The following is a 17,694-nucleotide window of genomic DNA, read 5'->3' as shown; positions in this document are numbered from 1 at the left end:
AAGGTAAGCGAAGGCCCTGCGCTGATTATCGGGATGGTCCGACGATCAGGAATGTATCAAACGCTGCCGTGGAAAGGGGTTTGCTGAAAAAATAGCCCTGCAGCTCGTCGCATCCTATGCCAAGCAGGAATGCCTGTTGATAGGCTGTTTCCACACCTTCGGCGATGACCTTCATGCCCAGGCTATGTCCGAGTGCGACAATTGCCTTAAGGATGGCAATATTGCTGGGCTCCGCCTCCAGGCGGCTCACGAATACCTGATCGATCTTGAGCCGGTCGACCGGAAAATCTTTCAGGTACGCCATGCTGGAGTAGCCGGTACCGAAATCATCGATCGCCAGTTTCACGCCAAGTGCCTTCAGCTCATGCAGTGTTTTGATAAAGCTGCCTGTGTCATGCACCAGACTGCTTTCGGTGATCTCCAGTTCCAGACATGCAGGGTTCAGGCCGCTCTCTTTCAGTATCGATTGCACTACACCGACAAGACCTGAATGGCGGAATTGGCGCGGCGATACGTTAACGGCGATCGGCAGTTCACGACCCAAACGCGCATTCAGCTCGACGGCCCGGCTGCAGGCAGTACGCAAGACCCATTGCCCGATGTCTTCGATGAGCCCGGTTTCTTCCGCAATTGGTATGAAACTCGCCGGAGAGATCATACTTTCGCCGACGGGTTGCCAACGTATCAACGCCTCAGCACCGCAGATGTCACCGCTGGCAAATGACAGCTTGGGCTGGTAATGCAGAAGAAACTCATTGTTATCCAGCGCCTGGCGCAATCGATATTCCATGTCCAGACGTTCCATCAGCCGCCGATTGAGTTCGTCGGTATAGAACTGGAAAGTGTTCCTGCCCGACTGCTTTGATTTGTACATGGCCGAATCGGCATATTTGAGCAGGGTCGTGGTATCCCGCGCATCGTCGGGATAGATGCTGATGCCGATGCTGCAGGAAACAACGAATTCCCGGCCTTCGATCAGGCATGGGTCGGCTACCGACGATAGAACTCGCTGCATGCTCTCCGAAACATCCTCAATCTTGTGCAGACCGGTCAGCAACAGCACAAACTCGTCGCCACCCAAACGGACCACGGTGTCGGAATCGCGCACGCAGCCGGAGAGGCGCGTCGCCATGATCTTGAGCAATTCGTCCCCGGCGTGATGCCCCATGCTGTCGTTGATCAGTTTGAATTGGTCCAGATCGATAAAGGCTACGGCCACTTTGCTTGAATAGCGCTCTGCCATGCCGATATATTGCTGCAGGCGATCCGCGAGCAAAGTGCGGTTGGGCAAGCCGGTCAGGGCATCATGGGTTGCCTGGTATTCGATCTGCTGCTGGTAGCTCTTGCGCTCGGTGATGTCCTCGACCGTGCCTTCGTAGAATATCAGCTTGCCATCCTGATCCCTTACCTCACGCGCATTCTCGGAGATCCAGATAATATCGCCGTTTTTGCGGTGGACCAGGGCTTCAAAATTTTTTACGTGGCCGTGGGCCGTCATCAGCCTGATAAATTCATCGCGCTTGAAGGGATCGACGTACAGCTGCTTTTTGATATCGGTGATGCCGTGAATCAGATCTACATCCGAATCGTAACCGTAGATCCTGGCCAGAGCGGGATTGAAATTGAGGTAGTGACCGTCTGGAGACGTCTGGTAAATACCTTCCAGAGCATTTTCAAAGATGGAACGATAGCGTTCCTCTGCTTTGCGGGCAGCTATTTCGCTTTCCCGGCGTTGAGTGATGTCCTGCATGAAGCCTTCGATCGCCTCGACTTCACCCGAATCGTTATAAAGCGGGCAGCCGCGTTCAAGTACCCATTTGATTCCGCCGTCAATGTGAATGATGCGATACTCGACTGAAAAATGCTGACCTGAAGAAATGGCATCCTCTATCACTTTGCGCACGCGATCCCGGTCTTCAGGAAATGTGATCGCCTTGAAACAGATGTCCTGGTTCGACACTAACGACAGAGCATCGTAGCCAGTCAGCTGCTTGCAACCATCCCCGACAAACACCATCGTCCACTCGTCATCATAAAGGCAGCAATACACCATGCCATCCAGATTGTTGAGGAGAGCCTTTAGCATGCGCTCGCTGTTTTCGAGCTTGGCCTGCAGGCTGGAATTGATATACATATGGGCAGACGGACTCGCGGAAACACTCGATCCAGTGTCGAATTTGGTCGGCATTAATGAAAGATTGTGTTTCAAAGGACGGGACGCGCTTGCAATTGCGTTACCTGGAATTGACTTGAAAGATGCTGAAGCCTCAGAGAAGTCTGTCTTGCCCTCGCAACGCTGAAATTCAGCTGGTCCAGCGCCCCGCGCATCGATTCCGTGACTTTGGCGACGCCCTGCACATCGTTACCATAACGATGTGAGCTATCGGCAATACTCTGGATCAGACTGAACATGCGTTCCACAATTTCAGTCATGCCGGTGTTATCGGAAGCAGCCGCTTCCGCCAGGCGCAATCCCTCTTCCATTCCGATGGAACCATTTTCCATGATGTGCACAGCGTCACGCGCCTGACCCTGCACGGTGCCGATCATTTGGCCTATCTCCTTGGTTGCAGTTGTGGTGCGTTCAGCCAGCTTGCGCACCTCATCGGCAACGACGGAAAATCCGCGCCCTGCTTCTCCGGCACGGGCAGCTTCAATCGCCGCATTCAGGGCCAGCAGGTTGGTTTGATCTGCGATGGCGTTGATCACCATCACGATCTTTCCTATCTCCTCGGTGCTGTTGCTGAGGCGCTTGATGGTTTGCGAAGACTGCTCGATAGAAGAGCGTATGCCCTGTGTTCGCTGCTGCACCAGCTTGAATTGTTGCCGGGCATTGTCAACGGCAAGTTGCATGGCAGCACGTATCTCGGCCGTGGTTTGCATCGCCGTATCTATATCTCCCATTTGCCGCCGCAACGACAGCAGGATCTCCTGTACCGCAGCGAGAACCTGATGAGCTGCCACGGTTGCTTCCTGATTGCGACTCATCATGCTTTCGTGGTTCTGATCCATCTCTCCGGTGGCATGAATGACGCGACTGACGGTGCCATCGAGCGTATCGATAAAACTGTTGATCCACTGCGACATGATCGCCGGTTCATCGATCGTTGTTTGATTGCGTTCCAGGCGTTGAGAGAGGTTCCCGCCGCCCTCGGCCAGGATACGGATCATGCGTGCCATGAGGCGCAATCGTTCCGTCATCGGCTTCAGGCCAAAGTGGTAAAACAGCAAGACACCAATTCCCAGCAGGGAAAGATTGAGCAGCGCAGTCCACGCAATATCCAGCTCCAGCATCCGCCCGACCACGAATGTAAGCAGCCAGGTCGTGAATACCAACATCAGATTGGTGCTCATCATGAGAAAATTGACAGATCGAAAGCGATTCGCTTCTTCCAGGTCCGCTTCGCACATCATGCCCCAGGTATCGGGTGAACCGGGCATCTGAAAAGTAACGCCTTTGCCGATCACAGGAATATGCCGGTAGTCGGAATAACCTGGATATTTGACGAACAGGTTCGCTCCGCGAGCGATAGTTTCCCTGACTCCGGGATGTAATTTTCCGGTAGCCGGGTCGTTAAAGACTATTTCGAATTCGGTGTGATTCCTGATTTTGACGACGCCAAAATCGGTATGCACGCCCTGCTTGAGGTTTTCTCCCAGACTGAACGTGCTATCTTCAAACCGTGAGCGAGAAAGTGCGGTACCCGGCTGAATAGCGGGGTCGAAAACCGACTTAACCATGAACAGGTAGTTGTCCCCTGAATCGACGAAAATGTGGCCCGCCTCGCGCTGGATAAGATCTCCCAGCACATCGTTCGGTACCCGCCCGCACAGGCAGCCGACGACTTTGCCTTCTGCCTTGAGCGGAAGATAAAACATCAACGTCACCGCATCGTGGAATTTCGAACTGGAAGGCCCGATGGACTGGGTCGTCTGATCGATATAAGGCCCATGCAGGAAACGCTGGGCTTTCGCAGTCTGCAGTACATTGGGAAACTGGAAAGCGGCGCCGACTCGCACAGGGTAACTGGACGCAATAACGCGACCATCGCAATCGATGACGAAAATCTCGGAAAAATCCGCTGATCTTGCAACCAGGTTCTTCATCAGAGTAACGGTAGGCTCCGGCAGTTCGCGCACTACCTCGGCGGCCATACCTTCCAGCAGTACCCATTGGTGGTTAGCCCAGCCTGTCAGGGTCTGAATGCGTGTAGCGGCGATCCCTTCAAAGGTCTGCTCCAGAATCGGATAACGCCGACGATTGATCAGGGTGGCCCAGCGCATCGCGAATTTTCCGGTCTTGCCGAACCAGGGCAACCAGTGTTTCTCGGAAGACAATAATTCCATTTGTTCGCTTTTCAACATGATGCATTAATCCGGAATGAGGACCTGTTACTAAAAGCAAGCTTTGGGCCATGATGTCTGCCAGTCTTAATCGATGTTTATCGGCGTCATTCAGAATTGCTTGCCCAATAACAGTGCACGTCATGAGTGTGTGCACCAAATTTCATGACTGAAGCAATTGGAAAATTGGGGACAAAAAAACAGGGCATCCGCAGATGCCCTGTTTTGATGTAGCTTGCTGTTATCGGGAGTAGGTTGCAGTCAGCTTGGCCAAGCCAATTCTGTTCGCGTGCAACATGAAACCGATCAGTGCGGGACTGGCATCTTCAGGCACGTCAAGTTTTGCAACCTTGAGAGCGTAGACCGTGAAAATGTAATGATGCGGCTTGTCGCCAGCCGGCGGACAGGCGCCGCCAAAATTGCGATCGCCGTAATCGTTGCGTCCCTGCTTTGCACCGGCGGGCAAGGCTGCCTTGACCACCGCTCCGCCGGGCAATCCCGTCGCCGATGCCGGGATGTCATACACCACCCAATGCCACCAACCGCTGCCCGTGGGCGCATCGGGGTCATAAACAGTCACTGCATAACTGAGCGTGCCGGCCGGGGCACCCTTCCAGTTCAATTCGGGCGAAAGATTGCCGCCCTTGCAGCCGAATCCCTTGTATTCCTGTTCCTCGCCCATCGGATGGCCCATCTTCACATCCGGGCTGGACAGATCGAACGCCATGGCGTTGCAGGCAAGCAATGCCGAAAAAATAAAACCCAAAGTTCTTTTCATGTGTTGTATCTCCTGTTCAAAGGTTAGCGGGGGAATCCTGCATTCATTAACGGAACACGATGGTCTTGTTGCCGCACACCAGCACGCGGTCTTCCACATGGTAACGCAGGCCCCGCGATAATACTGTCTTCTCGATGTCGCGCCCATAGCGCACCAGATCATCCACCGTGTCCCCATGGTCAATCCGCACCGTGTCCTGTTCGATGATAGGACCGGCATCCAGTTCATCGGTGACGTAATGGCAGGTCGCGCCGATGAGTTTGACGCCGCGCTGATAGGCCTGGTGATAGGGTTTGGCGCCGACGAAGGACGGCAGAAAACTGTGATGGATGTTGATGATGCGACCGCTGAAGCGCTGGCACAACATCGGCGGCAGTATCTGCATGAAGCGCGCCAGCACCATGCTGTCGCCGCGGTATTGCTCGAATAGATTCGCAATCTTATCGAAAGCGGCGGTCTTGTCCTGCATATCCACAAAAATGAAAGGGATGCCGTGCCATTCAACGAAACTGCGCAAGTCCTCGTGATTGGAGATCACGCAGGGAATGTCCACCTGTAACTCGCCGCTGCGCCAACGGTGCAGCAGATCATCCAGGCAATGGTCCTGCTTGCTGACCAGGAGGACCAGGCGCTTTTTCAAGGCAGAATCGGAAAGCTGCCAGTCCATACCGAAGTCCCGCGCCAGCGAAGTGAAACGGCGACGGAATTCGTCTGCATCAAACGGCAGGGAATCGGCACGTATCTCCTGCCGCATGAAGAACCGCTGCGCGTCCTGTTCGGTGTGATAACTCGCCTCGACGATGAAGCCGCCATGCTGGGCGATGAAGCCGCTTACTGCAGCAATAATGCCCGCACGGTCAGGGCAGGAGATGGTCAAGGTGTAGTGCCGGGTGGAAGACATTCGGATATTCCCTATTTGTTGTCCGGAGATTTTAACGGATAACTCCATCAAACTTGTCGCATGTTGTACAGATGAGGCCTTTGAGGTTCTATGGACTGCAGCTACACTGGAAAGCGAGCCAACATTTCAGCGAGAGAAAACCAATATGCTCGAACTTCCTTCAATGTGGAACCTGGTCATATCCACTATCGTTTTCTTCGTCGTTGCCTGGTATATCCACCGCTACCTCAATGAGCAAGGAGTGCCCAAAGGCATAACACGCGGCTTACTCGTTTTTGTGATGGCTTCGCTGGTGTCATGGGGGGCGGGAGATGTGGTGGACTGGGCGCAGGAAAAAATCGAAGGACCGCGACCGGTTGCGCAAACCCCGAACGATCTGACACAACTGCTGAAAGAAGTGGGTCAGGTAAAACCATAGTTGTTGCCGGGAATCAATGTTGCAAAAATACTGAGGCCGGACCGGTCAGCGTCCCGGCTTTTCGTTAAGTTTTCTTTCAGGTTTTTCCGGTAATTCCTTCAGGTCTACCTGATCCAGGCGGACAAAAACAAATCCCGATTTGAGCAAATACGCCAATCCGGCAGCAAGACCTTCCGCCGAATCTGAATCTGGCTTGTTCATGTGCGCGATGATCACGTCACCGGTTTTTACACGCCGTAGTCTTTTCTCGATAGTGATTTTGCTGGACGTGGCTCCATGGTCAGCATTCACGGAAAACCCTGCGATCTTGTAACCCAGCCTGTCTATTTCCTTGACGGACTGCTCATCGTATTCCGCAGTGGCATCTCTGTACCAATGCGGCGCAACGCCGGTCGCTTTTTGTACGGCGCGTGCGCCTTCCACAACTTCGCGCCGAAGATGGACGACATCAGGCTCGCCGGGAATTCCATATATCTCTCTTCCCGCACCTATGACGGCAGGGATGTGTTTCTCGCCATGATTTTCTACATCGAACAGGTCAAGGTGCGACTTGATGACGGAAAGGCCGTGGGGGTTTCGATCAAGCCATCGTTTTGTGGCAAAGATCGTGGCCGGGATTTTGTTCTTGATCAGGAATTCGATGAGGTCGCTGTCGTATTTTCCGGAGCAGGCATCCAGCGTCAGGGCAACCATTTTTCCGGATTCGGGAGTTGTAGCCAGCTGATCATGAATCTCAACAGGGCGCTGTTCGGCAAGCGCAATCGGAGGCGCAAGCATCGCTGCCAGAATGAATATAAGCGAGAATCTCATTGGATGTGTCACATTTTGTGTCTAATATCAGACGCGGGGCAAGACAGTAGTGAGTACCTGAATCTACCTTGCCAACTGGTCGGCTGGCTTGATGCCTTGGCAGTCGGCGCCCAGATATTTCATCTGCAAATCCATCTGCATTGTGGATTGTCCCCGCGCATCGGTGGTAGTCATGTCCGTATGGGTTGTCACCGTATCGTTGCTGTACGTGCTGACTCCCTTGCCAACCAGGGTTCTTCCATTTTTGGTGCAATTGATATCAAAACTGGTTTTGTTGCCGCTTCGATTCAATTTGACCGGTTCGCAACCGCTTTCCAAAACAGGGCTGTCTTTGCTTGCCATGGCCGGACTGATGCAGATGCGCTGCGCACTGGGTTGCGTCGCCGTCCCGCCGGAGACTTGATTCATCATGGCTTGCATCTGCTTGCGTTCCTCGGGCGACATTTTGGCCAAAGCTTGCTCCATTTGGGCTTGGGCCGCGGCCATCTGGGCGCTCATGTCACGCCCGTCTACCGTCATGCTGATCTGTTTCATTTCCCACAGCCCCGGCTTCAGGTTGGAACTTTGGGCAAACGCGGTGCCGCACAAGCAGATAAGAATTACCAAGGCTAATTTCTTCATGCTTTCCTCCGATAGGCGATGGTTGAAACAGGTTTTAAGAATTACAGTTTATGCCGGTTTTGTCTGTCATGCCCATAGAAATGCCAGCCAATAAACCAGCGAATCGACAAATTCCGCAACCAAGATTCCGTGGGCAGGTTATAAAAACTCAAGCGGTAAGCGCGCCGCGACAACATCGCTCTTCCACAACGCAGACATGATGCGTGAAGCTTGCCCGGCATCGCCGCTGGTGAAAAAACGCGTACTTCCGTCGCCGTGAGCGCGCGCGGGCAATTCGGTCTGAATGCGCCGACGCAGCTGCAGGGCAACGGCAGCACCGGTATCGACCAGGGTAATGTTGGCGCCGACTGCATCGCGAATCAGCGGAGCCAGGAAAGGGTAATGAGTGCAGCCCAGTATTAACGTATCCGCCCCGCGCTCAAGTAACGGAATGGTGTAGCGTTTGACCAATTCAAGAGTTCGCGCGCTGTTCAGTTCACCCAGTTCAACTTGCTCGACCAAACCCGGGCAGCCCTGAGTGACGATCTCCACTTCTTCGCCATAGCGTTCCAGCAGTGCGGCGAAGCGCGCGCTTTCCAAGGTGCCGATGGTGGCGAGTACGCCGACAACGCCGCTACGGGTGGCCGCGACGGCAGGTTTGACTGCGGGTTCCATGCCGACGATGGGCAGTGAAAACTCGCTGCGCAGGCTCGCCACAGCTGCAGCCGTGGCGGTATTACAGGCGATGACGACGGCATCCGCACCCTGCCCGATCAGAAAACGGGTGAGGGTGTGCGAGCGCTGCTCGATGTAGTCCGTAGATTTGTCGCCATAAGGAACGTGACCGGAATCGGCGACGTAAATCAGGCGTTCATGCGGGAGCGTCTGGCGTATGTGTTGCAGGACGGATAGCCCGCCCACACCCGAATCGAAAACGCCGATCGCACCAGTAGAGATAGTCACACCTAAACTCCCGTCATTCCGGCGGAGGCCGGAATCCAGCAGTAAAACATATCCGCATAGCGGACAAAATCAAATGCAGTCCCGCTACGCGAGGCCAATAAATTGGCTGGATTCCGGCCTCCGCCGGAATGACGCCGTATTATTATTCCGCCATCTGGTCACGCAGGAATTCTTCATACGTGCCGTGATAGTCGTTCACGCCCTTGGCCGAGATCTCAATGATGCGCGTTGCCAACGAACTCACGAACTCGCGGTCATGGCTCACGAAGATCAGCGTGCCCTTGAACAGGTCGAGTGCCGTGTTGAGCGACTCGATGGCTTCCATGTCCATGTGGTTGGTCGGCTCGTCCATCAGCAGCACGTTGGATTTTGCCAGCATCAGCTTGCCGAACAACATGCGGCCCTTTTCGCCGCCGGACAGCACCTTCACGCGCTTCTTCACGTCGTCGCCGGAGAACAGCAAACGACCCAGCGTGCCGCGCACCACCTGGTCGTCGTCGGTCGGGCCGCGCCAATCGGTCATCCATTCCATCATTTCTTTGTCCTGGGCAAAGTCGGCGGCATGGTCCTGCGCGTAATAGCCGAGTTTGGCTTTCTCCGCCCACTTGATGCTGCCGGTATCGGGTGCAAGCTCGCCTGCTAGGCAGCGCAATAGTGTGGTTTTACCAATACCGTTGGGGCCGATGATGGCAACCTTTTCGCCCGCGTCGATGCGGAAATTGACGTTGGAGAACAGCATGCGGTCGTAGCCCTTGGCCATCTTCTCTACTTCCACGGCAACGCGGTGCAGCTTGTCACGCTCGTCGTAATCGAAGCGTATGAATGGGTACTGGCGGCTGGAAGGCTTGATGTCCTCGATCTTGATCTTGTCGATCTGGCGCGCGCGCGACGTGGCCTGCTTGGCTTTGGAAGCATTGGCCGAGAAGCGAGCCACGAAGGCTTTCAGCTCGGCAACCTTTTCCTTGGCCTTGGCGTTGTCCGACGACTGCTGCTCGCGCGCCTGTGTGGAAGCCAGCATGTAATCGTTGTAGTTGCCCGGGTACACGGTAATCTTGCCGTAGTCGAGGTCGGCCATGTGCGTGCACACGCTGTTCAAAAAATGGCGGTCGTGGGAGATGATCACCATCGTCGAATTGCGCGCATTCAGGATGTCTTCCAGCCAGCGGATCGTATTGATGTCCAGGTTGTTGGTTGGCTCGTCCAGCAGCAGGATGTCCGGATTGGAGAACAGAGCCTGTGCCAGCAGCACGCGCAGCTTGAAGCCCGGCGCCACCGCGCTCATGTTGCCCTGATGCAACTCGATGGCGATGCCCAGACCCAGCAGCAACTCACCCGCCCGTGCTTCGGCGGTATAGCCGTCATACTCGGCAAAGGTCGCTTCCAGATCTGCGGCACGCATGTAATCTTCTTCACTTGCATCGGGATTGGCATAAATCGCATCGCGCTCGGCCATCGCCTCCCACATTTCGTCGTGCCCCATCATCACCACATCCAGTACGCGATTGTCTTCATACGCGAACTGGTCCTGGCGCAACTTGCCCAAGCGCTCGGTCTTGTCCAGCATGACTTCGCCGGAAGATTGTTCCAAATCGCCACCGAGGATCTTCATGAACGTGGACTTGCCGCAACCGTTGGCGCCGATCAAGCCGTAGCGGTTGCCGTCGCCGAATTTGACCGAGACGTTTTCAAACAACGGCTTGGCGCCGAACTGCATGGTGATATTTGCTGTAGATAACATGGGACTGCCTTATTTTCGAAGGCGCGCATTCTACCACTGACGGGAGGCGAGCTGACCTTAGGCTTCATGGTGGTCTGTAAGTGCTATTTCGGACGCGATGGCGGCATGGCACCCGAAGAGCGGCGATTGACTTCGAACGGTAATTCGGGTGACATAGCTAGTTCAAAGATGTCTCGAATTCATCACTGAGTGAGTAGTTAGGTTGGAAATGCAATGACAGGTGTGTTATCAGAGCCACTATTTGGCTATTCGCTTGGTTCTTCCAAGAAATCAACAGATTGATTGCGATATGGGTAGAGTTATACACCGCTTTACGTTAGGGCTCTTATCCATAATGGTCGCCAAGTATCAGCATCACTTTGTAAATTACTAAATTGAGGTTAATCATGTTAGAAGCACTTTGGTCAGTTGAGTTTAAATCTAGTTTTGGTATGCAAGGTAACGGCGTTGTTGTTTTTGAAACAGGTCGAGTTTTTGGTGGTGACAGCGCCATGATTTATGTCGGTAGTTTCAAAGTTGAAAACGGTGTCATTCACGCCGAGATAAACGTAAAAAAATATGCCGATGTTCAGGGTATGTCCTCGGTTGTCGGGTTGGACAACTTCAATATGAAAGTTACCGGAACGCCTGCGCAAAATGAAATGGTTTTGTCCGGCCATGTAGTTGAAGATCCAGCGCGCAAAATCACAATCAAGGCTGTTCGCCGTGCTGAGCTTCCGTAGTTGCCATAGCCCTAACCTAACGTTCTAGCGGGACTGCCGCGAAGCAGCCCGCGTCAGCCCCTCAACTTAACGTCAGGGCTTAAAAATGGAAGCCGGGTAGGCATGTTTTTGTGCCCACGCGGTAAATCCACCTCAACGCATCTACCTCGTGGGCATAATTGCCCACCTACAAAACTGCGAACCCCTATCTCAACCAACTGGACACCGGCCTGACCGAAGGTCAGCCTGTCCTGAGTCTGTCGAAGGATGGGGTTGCTGGTAAACTGGCAACAAGGAGGTAATACATGCCAACCATCAGCCAGTTCTTCGGAATCATCATCCAGATGTTCTGGCGTGAGCATGCACCGCCCACTTTCACGCCATGTATGGCGAGTACGAAGCCTTGATCGACATTCGCACATTGGAAATCATCAGAGGTAACCTGCCGAGACGTGCTCAGGCACTCGTACTCGAATGGGCAGCACAACATCGCACCGAATTGATGGAGGACTGGAACCTATGCAAATCGAAACAGTTACCCAAGAACATCGCCCCGCTGGAGTAATCGCAGCCGCACCTTGGCGTGTGCGTACAGTCAATGTGCAACAGGGCTATCGGCTTTCAATCACCTGCAACGACGGCACGAGCGGTATCGTCGATATGTCGGCACTGGTGAATAGTGCGAATGCAGGTATTTTCGCCGCACTCAAAGATGCTCAGTTGTTTCAGCAAGTCAGCATCGAGCTAGGTGCGCTCACTTGGCCGAATGGGGCTGATCTTGATCCGCTGTGGGTACATGAGGAGATTGGGGAAAATAAAACGTGGTCTGTTCCCATTTAGTCCGTTTAGCCGTGTCGCCGCTTAGTTGGATTTAAAACTTCATGGGGACTACGCTCGACCTAGATTCGCTTCTTGATCAGACCTTTTTTGGTCTCGATACACTTTCGATGCTCGGAGATGTGGAAGACTTTCTCGAGTTTTCGCAGAGCAACATTGGCTGGCAAAAACATCGGGAGCTTCAGCGTGCTCAGAAAGAATGTGATGACGTGGGATTCGATGACCCACAATCTGAGGTCCAGTATCGAGATCATATGCTGGAAGGTGTGGAGTACAGATTTGAAGTAAGCCTGACACAAGAGTCCGCTACGCGGCTTTAATCGCGTTAATTACAACAATTGAATGGGTGCTATTGGCATTAAAGAAGCGCGCAACCTTTGATTTTCCAGAGCAGTCAAAAAAGCGGAAAAAACAGAATGAGGCGGTATATATACTGACCGTGTTTAATGACAAAACGAAATTGGGCTTAGAATCGAAAATTCAGTTCCTTGAATACTTGATATACGCAAGAAATTGTATCGTTCATGCCGCTGGCCTATTGGATTCTTACGAGCATGGAGAAGAACTGCGTAACAATATTGTGGCAATGCCTGGGTTGAGAATATCCGACATCCACTTTCTTGGTGATGGAATAGAAATTGAATCCGGTTTCCTAGAGGATTTCATTAAAGATGTTAGGCTTTGGCTGCCAACAATAGAGAGAGTAGGTACAGTGCAAAGACTCTTACGCAAATGAGAACAACTATAAGGTGTCTTTATCAAGTTCTGTTTTGCGATGAGATATGGTGCACAAAGTTTAGCTTTATAGGAATGGAAATTTCATTTCGACAGCACCGTATAGTGGTGGTGCAGTTGTCTACATGAACCATAAATATACGCATAGGAGGTAAGCGTGACAGTCCCAGGCATCATAATGACATGCCTCTTTGGCGCCTTCATCGTGATGGGCCTGCTGAGTTCCCGTATGGAGCGACAACAAAAGCAACTGGGTGAAGAAAGGAAAGCTAAAGAACAAGATACCGAAAAAAATAAAAACCAAGAAGAAGCACAGTTTATAAGCACAGTAACCAACCTTCTTCCCGATACGGACGCGGCAATCAAGCAATTGATGACGCGACATAGTTGGGATGAGCTAATTGGTACGATAGGATTGAGTAAACTGCACTTGACGTTGCTAAAGAATGTACGATTTAAGAATCAAGTAGACTTGCCAAATATGCAGGCTGCTCACTACGGGCGCGAAGAAAATCACGTCGCAAACGTGGCTCGCAGAACTACATCGTCTTATATTGATATTGGCTCATATGGCGTCGATTTATTTGCGCAAGAACCTACCGTTGAATTGCTGCGAAATCTAGTAAGTTCAGATTTGGTCTCAACATCTGTCCCAATAACACAAAATCAAAGAAGTTTTGTCTGCAAATTGACTCCAAAAGGTCAGTCAGTGCTGGCACTAAACTCTCGTTTTGAAAATATCGATAAATCATTTCGCTTACGTCATGTTCTAAGTGAGGAAGAAAGAAAACTCATTACTACTGTTTTGTACAAGAGCATATTCGTAGGTGTGACAGATTGAGACTAAAGCGGAATCAAAGTACTAAATTAAAGGGGCTATCTCTGCGCTTAACTCAACGTGCTGATTGCCAACCATTCGGTCAACCTCAACGCCAACAGTGAATTGAGCAGGTCAGGTTCGAAAGATTACTTGGTTTAAACTACAGCCTTCCTGAAATCCGTTACCCGCAATCGAATGAACGAAAACATCCCCGCCATCACCCCGTTAATCAAACACGCCAATGATGGTCTATCAGCCGCAGAGCAAGCCGAGCTGAAGCAGCATCTCGCCGAAAAGCTCCAAGAGCTAAGCGCACTGTCAGACACAACTTCGCTGCAGCGCGCACGGCTGCAAATGGACATCGCCGAACTGCTGAATGCGTTGGAGCGCAAGAAGGAGGCGTGGGACATTGCGCGCGAGGCATTCCGGATTTCCCTGCAACAGGAATCCTGGCAGGACGCGGTGGAGGCGTGCGATGTGCTGTTTCAGGCCGGGCAGGACGATTCCATGGCCGCGCTAGGGATGGGTATATGGCTGGCCATTACCTTTCCGGTCGATCCGGAACTGACGATTGCGATGCTGATCCATCTGGTGGAGGAGACGCCCGATGTTTCGGATGTCGGTGCCTTGGCCGCAATCGCGGCGCGTTATGTGGTTGATCTGCGCGCCGACGATGACCAGCATGAAAGCCAGTGCTTTCTCGTCGACAACCTCATCGCGATGGTGGCCAAGCGCCATGGCAATGTGCAGGATCAGGAGGCGATGAACCGGTGGCTGGACAGGCTGGAGCTGCGCGATCCGCAGGTGTTTCTGCCACGTTTGTCCCAGGCAGTGGACGCGATCGTGGGTAACAGCTGGTGGTTCGATCGAGACGAGTTGCGAAATAGATTGCCCGATTGACAGGATACGAATCTTATATGTCTACACCCGTCCTCATCCTGCCCGGCATCGGCGACTCCGGGCCACAGCACTGGCAATCCCTCTGGGAGAATGCGCACCCTGACTTCGTGCGCGTACAACAACGCGACTGGGACAAGCCGGTTTGCGAAGAGTGGGTTGCAACGCTGGAAGCCGCCGTGAAACAAGCCGGACCCCGGGTTATCCTGGTGGCGCACAGCCTCGGCTGTCTGACCATCGCGCATTGGGCGGCCGGTCCTCATTCACCTGCGGCAGGAGCTTTGCTGGTGGCGGTGCCCGATCCGAACGGGCCGAACTGTCCTCCGGATGTGACGGGATATTCCCTAACGCCAACTCAGCCGCTTTCGCTCCGCAGCACCGTTGTGATTAGCAGAGACGACCCGTATGGTTCTGCTGAACACGCAGAGCGTCTGGCTCAAGCCTGGGGCAGCCGTGTTGTGCATATCGGCAATCGCGGCCATATCAATGCAAGCAGCGGGCTTGGCGACTGGAGAGAAGGCTACGCATTGCTCGAACAGCTCCGGGGTTGATCAGACAGTGTTCTTCCACAACGACGCCCTATTCTTGCAAGGTAACCGGCCTGTGGGCGAGTAACGACGGGCATCTTCAGGCAATTACCCGGCGGCGTCGGCGAATCCCGCACTCCCTTGAAGGCTAGCCTCCTGCTTGCTTGCGCATGAGGTGATGCCAATCGGCTAGAATGTGAGCCTTGTTTTCGCAGGTAGACACATGGTCCCGCACCTCACCACCGCATTGAAAGGCCCGTTGCTCGATCTGGAGCGACGCTTCCTGAGTGAACAGCCCGCCATAGAGCGCTGGTTCCGCACGCAATGGCTGGAACATACGATCCCGTTCTACACGTCGGTCGATCTGCGCAACAGCGGATTCAAGCTTGCCCCGGTCGATACCAACCTGTTCCCGGGCGGTTTCAACAACCTGAACCCGGATTTCTGGCCTTTGTGTGTGCACGCCGCGCAGAGTGCGATCGAAAAAATCTGCCCGGAAGCGCGCGGGGTGTTGGTCATTCCGGAAAATCACACCCGCAATCAGTTCTATCTGCAGAATGTGACGCAACTGACGCAGATATTGCGCCAGGCCGGGTTGAAAGTTCGCGTCGGCAGCCTGTTGCCGGAGATCACCCAGCCGACGCCAATGCAGCTGCCCAACGGCGGGACGCTCACACTGGAGCCGATCCAGCGCAAAGGCAACCGCCTGGGCATGACGGACGGTTTCGATCCCTGCGTGGTATTGCTGAACAACGATCTTTCGGCGGGCGTGCCGGATATTCTGAAGAATCTTGAGCAGAACGTGATGCCACCGCTGGAAGCAGGCTGGATGACGCGGCGCAAGTCGAAGCATTTCGCTGCTTACGACAAGGTCGCCGATGAATTCGCCAAACTGCTGGACATCGATTCCTGGCTCATCAACCCCTATTTTGCCGTGTGCGGCGAGGTTGACTTCCATGCGCGCACCGGCGAGGAATGTCTCGCTGCGCAGGTCGATACTGTGCTGCAGCAAATCCGCGCCAAATACGCCGAGTATGGTGTGAAAGAAGATCCCTTCGTGATTGTCAAGGCCGACGCGGGCACTTACGGCATGGGCATCATGACGGTAAAGGACGCGAGCGAAGTGCGCGACCTTAACCGCAAGCAGCGCAACAAGATGGCAGTGATTAAAGAAGGGATGCAGGTCTCCGACGTGCTGATACAGGAAGGCGTCTACACCTTCGAAGACATCAATGGCGCGGTGGCCGAACCCGTGATTTACATGATCGACCACTTTGTGGTCGGCGGCTTTTACCGCGTGCACACCAGCCGTGGCGTGGACGAGAACCTGAATGCGCCGGGCATGAGTTTCTCTCCCTTGGCCTTCGAATCCTGCTGCGCCTTTCCCAATCCGGATTGCGCGCCGGACGACACGCCCAACCGTTTCTATGCCTACGGGGTGGTGGGAAGATTGGCAATGCTCGCCGCGGCGGTAGAATTGGCAGAAATGCAGCAATGAAGTTTCTTTCACGTCTCGCTCTATTGCTGCTGGTACTGCAGCTTGTCGCTTGCGGCAAAGAGCCGCTCTACCAGGAGCAGGCTTATGTTTTCGGCACGCAGGTGGATGTCACCATCTACGGCGAGAGCGATGCGAAAGCACGACAGGCGGTTGTTCTGGTGATGCAGGAATTTCAGCGTTTGCACGACATGTTGCATGCATGGAAGCCCTCCGAGTTGAGTGACCTGAATGCAGCCATTGCGCAAGGCAAAAGCAGGCAAGTCTCTCCGGAGCTGGCGATGATGCTGAAGGATGCGGCGCGAGTATCCGCCCAGTCCGACGGATTATTCAATCCGGCCATCGGCGGACTGATTCAGGCGTGGGGATTTCAGGCGGACGACTTCAAGGCGGTGCTGCCGGATGAAAAGAAAATCGCTGCGCTGGTAAAAGCGAATCCGCAGATGAGCGACCTGGCTTTTTCCCCTTCGCCACCGACGGGGAAGAGAGCAGTTGTTCTTCCTCCTTTCGGGGGGAAGTCGGAAGAGGGAAATGAAGGGGAAGTCATTTCCAGCAAGAACAAATACGTGAAGATCGATCTCGGCGGCTACGCCAAGGGTTACGCGCTGGATCGTGCTGCCGCCATTCTGAAACAGCAGGGCATACACAATGCGCTCATCAACATCGGCGGCAATGTCATGGCGCTGGGTACGCATGGCTCGCGCGCATGGCGCGTCGGCATCCAGCATCCGCGCAAACCCGGTCCGCTTGCCACGCTGGAACTGCATGATGGCGAGGCCATCGGTACTTCGGGCGACTATCAGCGCTATTTCGAATTGGACGGCAAGCGCTATTGCCATCTGATCGATCCGCGCAACGGACACCCGGTGCAAGGTGTGGAAGCGGTCACCATTCTCACGCACGGCGAGCATGCCGGATTGCTGTCCGACGCTTCATCCAAGCCATTGTTCGTTTCAGGAGTTCAGGGATGGCTGGGCTATGCGCGGAAAATGCAGCTGGAAGAGGCGTTGCTGATCGACGCCCGGGGCGTCGTGCATCTTACCGCTGCGATGCAGAAACGGCTAAAATTCACGGATGAATCCACGCTGCGGGAGGTTGTGCAATGAACGCCAACGATCCGTTGCAACAAA

Annotated in this window: 19 protein-coding genes; 11 read left to right on the top strand and 8 right to left on the bottom strand. The window is 53.8% G+C overall.

The window, feature by feature from the left end; genetic code table 11:
- Positions 1-25: 25 nt before the first annotated feature.
- The 4 genes from QOY30_RS17200 to purU all read right to left on the bottom strand — a co-directional run bounded on the left by QOY30_RS17200 (position 26) and on the right by purU (position 6,023).
- A complete protein-coding gene (locus QOY30_RS17200; protein ID WP_283745846.1) occupies positions 26-2,134 on the bottom strand; it encodes a putative bifunctional diguanylate cyclase/phosphodiesterase in 2,109 nt (702 codons plus the stop codon).
- Between the two features lie 71 nt (positions 2,135-2,205).
- On the bottom strand, positions 2,206-4,365 hold the full coding sequence (locus QOY30_RS17195; protein WP_283745845.1) for a methyl-accepting chemotaxis protein: 2,160 nt from the start codon (positions 4,363-4,365) through the stop codon (positions 2,206-2,208).
- Positions 4,366-4,585: 220 nt separating this feature from the next.
- A complete protein-coding gene (locus tag QOY30_RS17190; RefSeq protein WP_283745844.1) occupies positions 4,586-5,122 on the bottom strand; it encodes a YbhB/YbcL family Raf kinase inhibitor-like protein in 537 nt (178 codons plus the stop codon).
- 46 nt (positions 5,123-5,168) lie between these two features.
- Complete coding sequence (gene purU, locus QOY30_RS17185; protein WP_283745843.1) at positions 5,169-6,023, bottom strand: formyltetrahydrofolate deformylase; 855 nt, start codon at positions 6,021-6,023, stop codon at positions 5,169-5,171.
- A gap of 145 nt (positions 6,024-6,168) precedes the next feature.
- On the opposite strand from purU, the gene QOY30_RS17180 reads away from it, so the two are divergent.
- Positions 6,169-6,441, top strand: coding sequence for a hypothetical protein (locus tag QOY30_RS17180; RefSeq protein WP_283745842.1), 273 nt, complete (start codon positions 6,169-6,171; stop codon positions 6,439-6,441).
- A 45-nt stretch (positions 6,442-6,486) separates the two neighbouring features.
- On the opposite strand, the gene QOY30_RS17175 is transcribed toward QOY30_RS17180, so the two are convergent.
- The 4 genes from QOY30_RS17175 to QOY30_RS17160 all read right to left on the bottom strand — a co-directional run bounded on the left by QOY30_RS17175 (position 6,487) and on the right by QOY30_RS17160 (position 10,552).
- The gene (locus QOY30_RS17175) at positions 6,487-7,251 is read right to left on the bottom strand and encodes a polysaccharide deacetylase family protein (RefSeq protein WP_283745841.1); all 765 of its coding nucleotides are present in this window, start codon (positions 7,249-7,251) and stop codon (positions 6,487-6,489) included.
- 63 nt (positions 7,252-7,314) lie between these two features.
- A complete protein-coding gene (locus QOY30_RS17170; protein ID WP_283745840.1) occupies positions 7,315-7,872 on the bottom strand; it encodes a DUF3617 domain-containing protein in 558 nt (185 codons plus the stop codon).
- Positions 7,873-8,010: 138 nt separating this feature from the next.
- Complete coding sequence (murI, locus tag QOY30_RS17165; protein WP_283745839.1) at positions 8,011-8,814, bottom strand: glutamate racemase; 804 nt, start codon at positions 8,812-8,814, stop codon at positions 8,011-8,013.
- Between the two features lie 142 nt (positions 8,815-8,956).
- Entirely contained in the window at positions 8,957-10,552 is a 1,596-nt protein-coding gene (locus QOY30_RS17160) for an ABC-F family ATPase (protein WP_283745838.1), read from the bottom strand.
- Positions 10,553-10,938: 386 nt separating this feature from the next.
- On the opposite strand from QOY30_RS17160, the gene QOY30_RS17155 reads away from it, so the two are divergent.
- The 10 genes from QOY30_RS17155 to QOY30_RS17110 all read left to right on the top strand — a co-directional run bounded on the left by QOY30_RS17155 (position 10,939) and on the right by QOY30_RS17110 (position 17,670).
- Positions 10,939-11,274 carry a GrlR family regulatory protein gene (locus QOY30_RS17155; protein ID WP_283745837.1) on the top strand — a complete coding sequence of 112 codons (336 nt, stop codon included), beginning with the start codon at positions 10,939-10,941 and terminating at the stop codon, positions 11,272-11,274.
- Between the two features lie 361 nt (positions 11,275-11,635).
- Positions 11,636-11,818, top strand: coding sequence for a DUF4160 domain-containing protein (locus QOY30_RS17150; RefSeq protein WP_283745836.1), 183 nt, complete (start codon positions 11,636-11,638; stop codon positions 11,816-11,818).
- Positions 11,773-12,093: a DUF2442 domain-containing protein gene (locus QOY30_RS17145; RefSeq protein WP_283745835.1), complete on the top strand. Its 321-nt coding sequence runs from the start codon at positions 11,773-11,775 to the stop codon at positions 12,091-12,093. Before QOY30_RS17150 ends, QOY30_RS17145 begins: the two co-directional genes overlap by 46 nt.
- A gap of 41 nt (positions 12,094-12,134) precedes the next feature.
- Positions 12,135-12,410 carry a hypothetical protein gene (locus QOY30_RS17140; protein ID WP_283745834.1) on the top strand — a complete coding sequence of 92 codons (276 nt, stop codon included), beginning with the start codon at positions 12,135-12,137 and terminating at the stop codon, positions 12,408-12,410.
- A 32-nt stretch (positions 12,411-12,442) separates the two neighbouring features.
- The gene (locus QOY30_RS17135; RefSeq protein ID WP_283745833.1) at positions 12,443-12,826 is read left to right on the top strand and encodes a hypothetical protein; all 384 of its coding nucleotides are present in this window, start codon (positions 12,443-12,445) and stop codon (positions 12,824-12,826) included.
- A gap of 204 nt (positions 12,827-13,030) precedes the next feature.
- The gene (locus QOY30_RS17130; protein WP_283745832.1) at positions 13,031-13,666 is read left to right on the top strand and encodes a hypothetical protein; all 636 of its coding nucleotides are present in this window, start codon (positions 13,031-13,033) and stop codon (positions 13,664-13,666) included.
- 174 nt (positions 13,667-13,840) lie between these two features.
- Positions 13,841-14,545, top strand: a complete 705-nt coding sequence (locus QOY30_RS17125; protein ID WP_283745831.1) for a hypothetical protein — start codon at positions 13,841-13,843, stop codon at positions 14,543-14,545.
- 17 nt (positions 14,546-14,562) lie between these two features.
- Positions 14,563-15,093 carry an RBBP9/YdeN family alpha/beta hydrolase gene (locus QOY30_RS17120; protein WP_283745830.1) on the top strand — a complete coding sequence of 177 codons (531 nt, stop codon included), beginning with the start codon at positions 14,563-14,565 and terminating at the stop codon, positions 15,091-15,093.
- Positions 15,094-15,292: 199 nt separating this feature from the next.
- Positions 15,293-16,567, top strand: a complete 1,275-nt coding sequence (gshA, locus tag QOY30_RS17115) for a glutamate--cysteine ligase (RefSeq protein ID WP_283745829.1) — start codon at positions 15,293-15,295, stop codon at positions 16,565-16,567.
- The gene (locus QOY30_RS17110; RefSeq protein ID WP_283745828.1) at positions 16,564-17,670 is read left to right on the top strand and encodes an FAD:protein FMN transferase; all 1,107 of its coding nucleotides are present in this window, start codon (positions 16,564-16,566) and stop codon (positions 17,668-17,670) included. The genes gshA and QOY30_RS17110 overlap by 4 nt, the downstream gene beginning before the upstream one ends.
- The last annotated feature ends 24 nt before the right edge of the window (positions 17,671-17,694 follow it).

Origin of the sequence: Sideroxydans sp. CL21 (assembly GCF_902459525.1) — a bacterium.
GTDB lineage: Bacteria > Pseudomonadota > Gammaproteobacteria > Burkholderiales > Gallionellaceae > Sideroxyarcus.
Note: the sequence above shows the minus strand (reverse complement) of the source record. Positions and strands in the feature narration are given on the sequence as shown.

Coding starts and splice junctions, on each gene's coding strand:
- QOY30_RS17200 (WP_283745846.1), bottom strand. CDS start 2,134: ATGTATATCAATTCCAGCCTGCAGGCCAAGCTCGAAAACAGCGAGCGC.
- QOY30_RS17195 (WP_283745845.1), bottom strand. CDS start 4,365: ATGTTGAAAAGCGAACAAATGGAATTATTGTCTTCCGAGAAACACTGG.
- QOY30_RS17190 (WP_283745844.1), bottom strand. CDS start 5,122: ATGAAAAGAACTTTGGGTTTTATTTTTTCGGCATTGCTTGCCTGCAAC.
- purU (WP_283745843.1), bottom strand. CDS start 6,023: ATGTCTTCCACCCGGCACTACACCTTGACCATCTCCTGCCCTGACCGT.
- QOY30_RS17180 (WP_283745842.1), top strand. CDS start 6,169: ATGCTCGAACTTCCTTCAATGTGGAACCTGGTCATATCCACTATCGTT.
- QOY30_RS17175 (WP_283745841.1), bottom strand. CDS start 7,251: ATGAGATTCTCGCTTATATTCATTCTGGCAGCGATGCTTGCGCCTCCG.
- QOY30_RS17170 (WP_283745840.1), bottom strand. CDS start 7,872: ATGAAGAAATTAGCCTTGGTAATTCTTATCTGCTTGTGCGGCACCGCG.
- QOY30_RS17160 (WP_283745838.1), bottom strand. CDS start 10,552: ATGTTATCTACAGCAAATATCACCATGCAGTTCGGCGCCAAGCCGTTG.
- QOY30_RS17155 (WP_283745837.1), top strand. CDS start 10,939: ATGTTAGAAGCACTTTGGTCAGTTGAGTTTAAATCTAGTTTTGGTATG.
- QOY30_RS17150 (WP_283745836.1), top strand. CDS start 11,636: ATGTATGGCGAGTACGAAGCCTTGATCGACATTCGCACATTGGAAATC.
- QOY30_RS17145 (WP_283745835.1), top strand. CDS start 11,773: ATGCAAATCGAAACAGTTACCCAAGAACATCGCCCCGCTGGAGTAATC.
- QOY30_RS17140 (WP_283745834.1), top strand. CDS start 12,135: ATGGGGACTACGCTCGACCTAGATTCGCTTCTTGATCAGACCTTTTTT.
- QOY30_RS17125 (WP_283745831.1), top strand. CDS start 13,841: ATGAACGAAAACATCCCCGCCATCACCCCGTTAATCAAACACGCCAAT.
- QOY30_RS17120 (WP_283745830.1), top strand. CDS start 14,563: ATGTCTACACCCGTCCTCATCCTGCCCGGCATCGGCGACTCCGGGCCA.
- gshA (WP_283745829.1), top strand. CDS start 15,293: ATGGTCCCGCACCTCACCACCGCATTGAAAGGCCCGTTGCTCGATCTG.
- QOY30_RS17110 (WP_283745828.1), top strand. CDS start 16,564: ATGAAGTTTCTTTCACGTCTCGCTCTATTGCTGCTGGTACTGCAGCTT.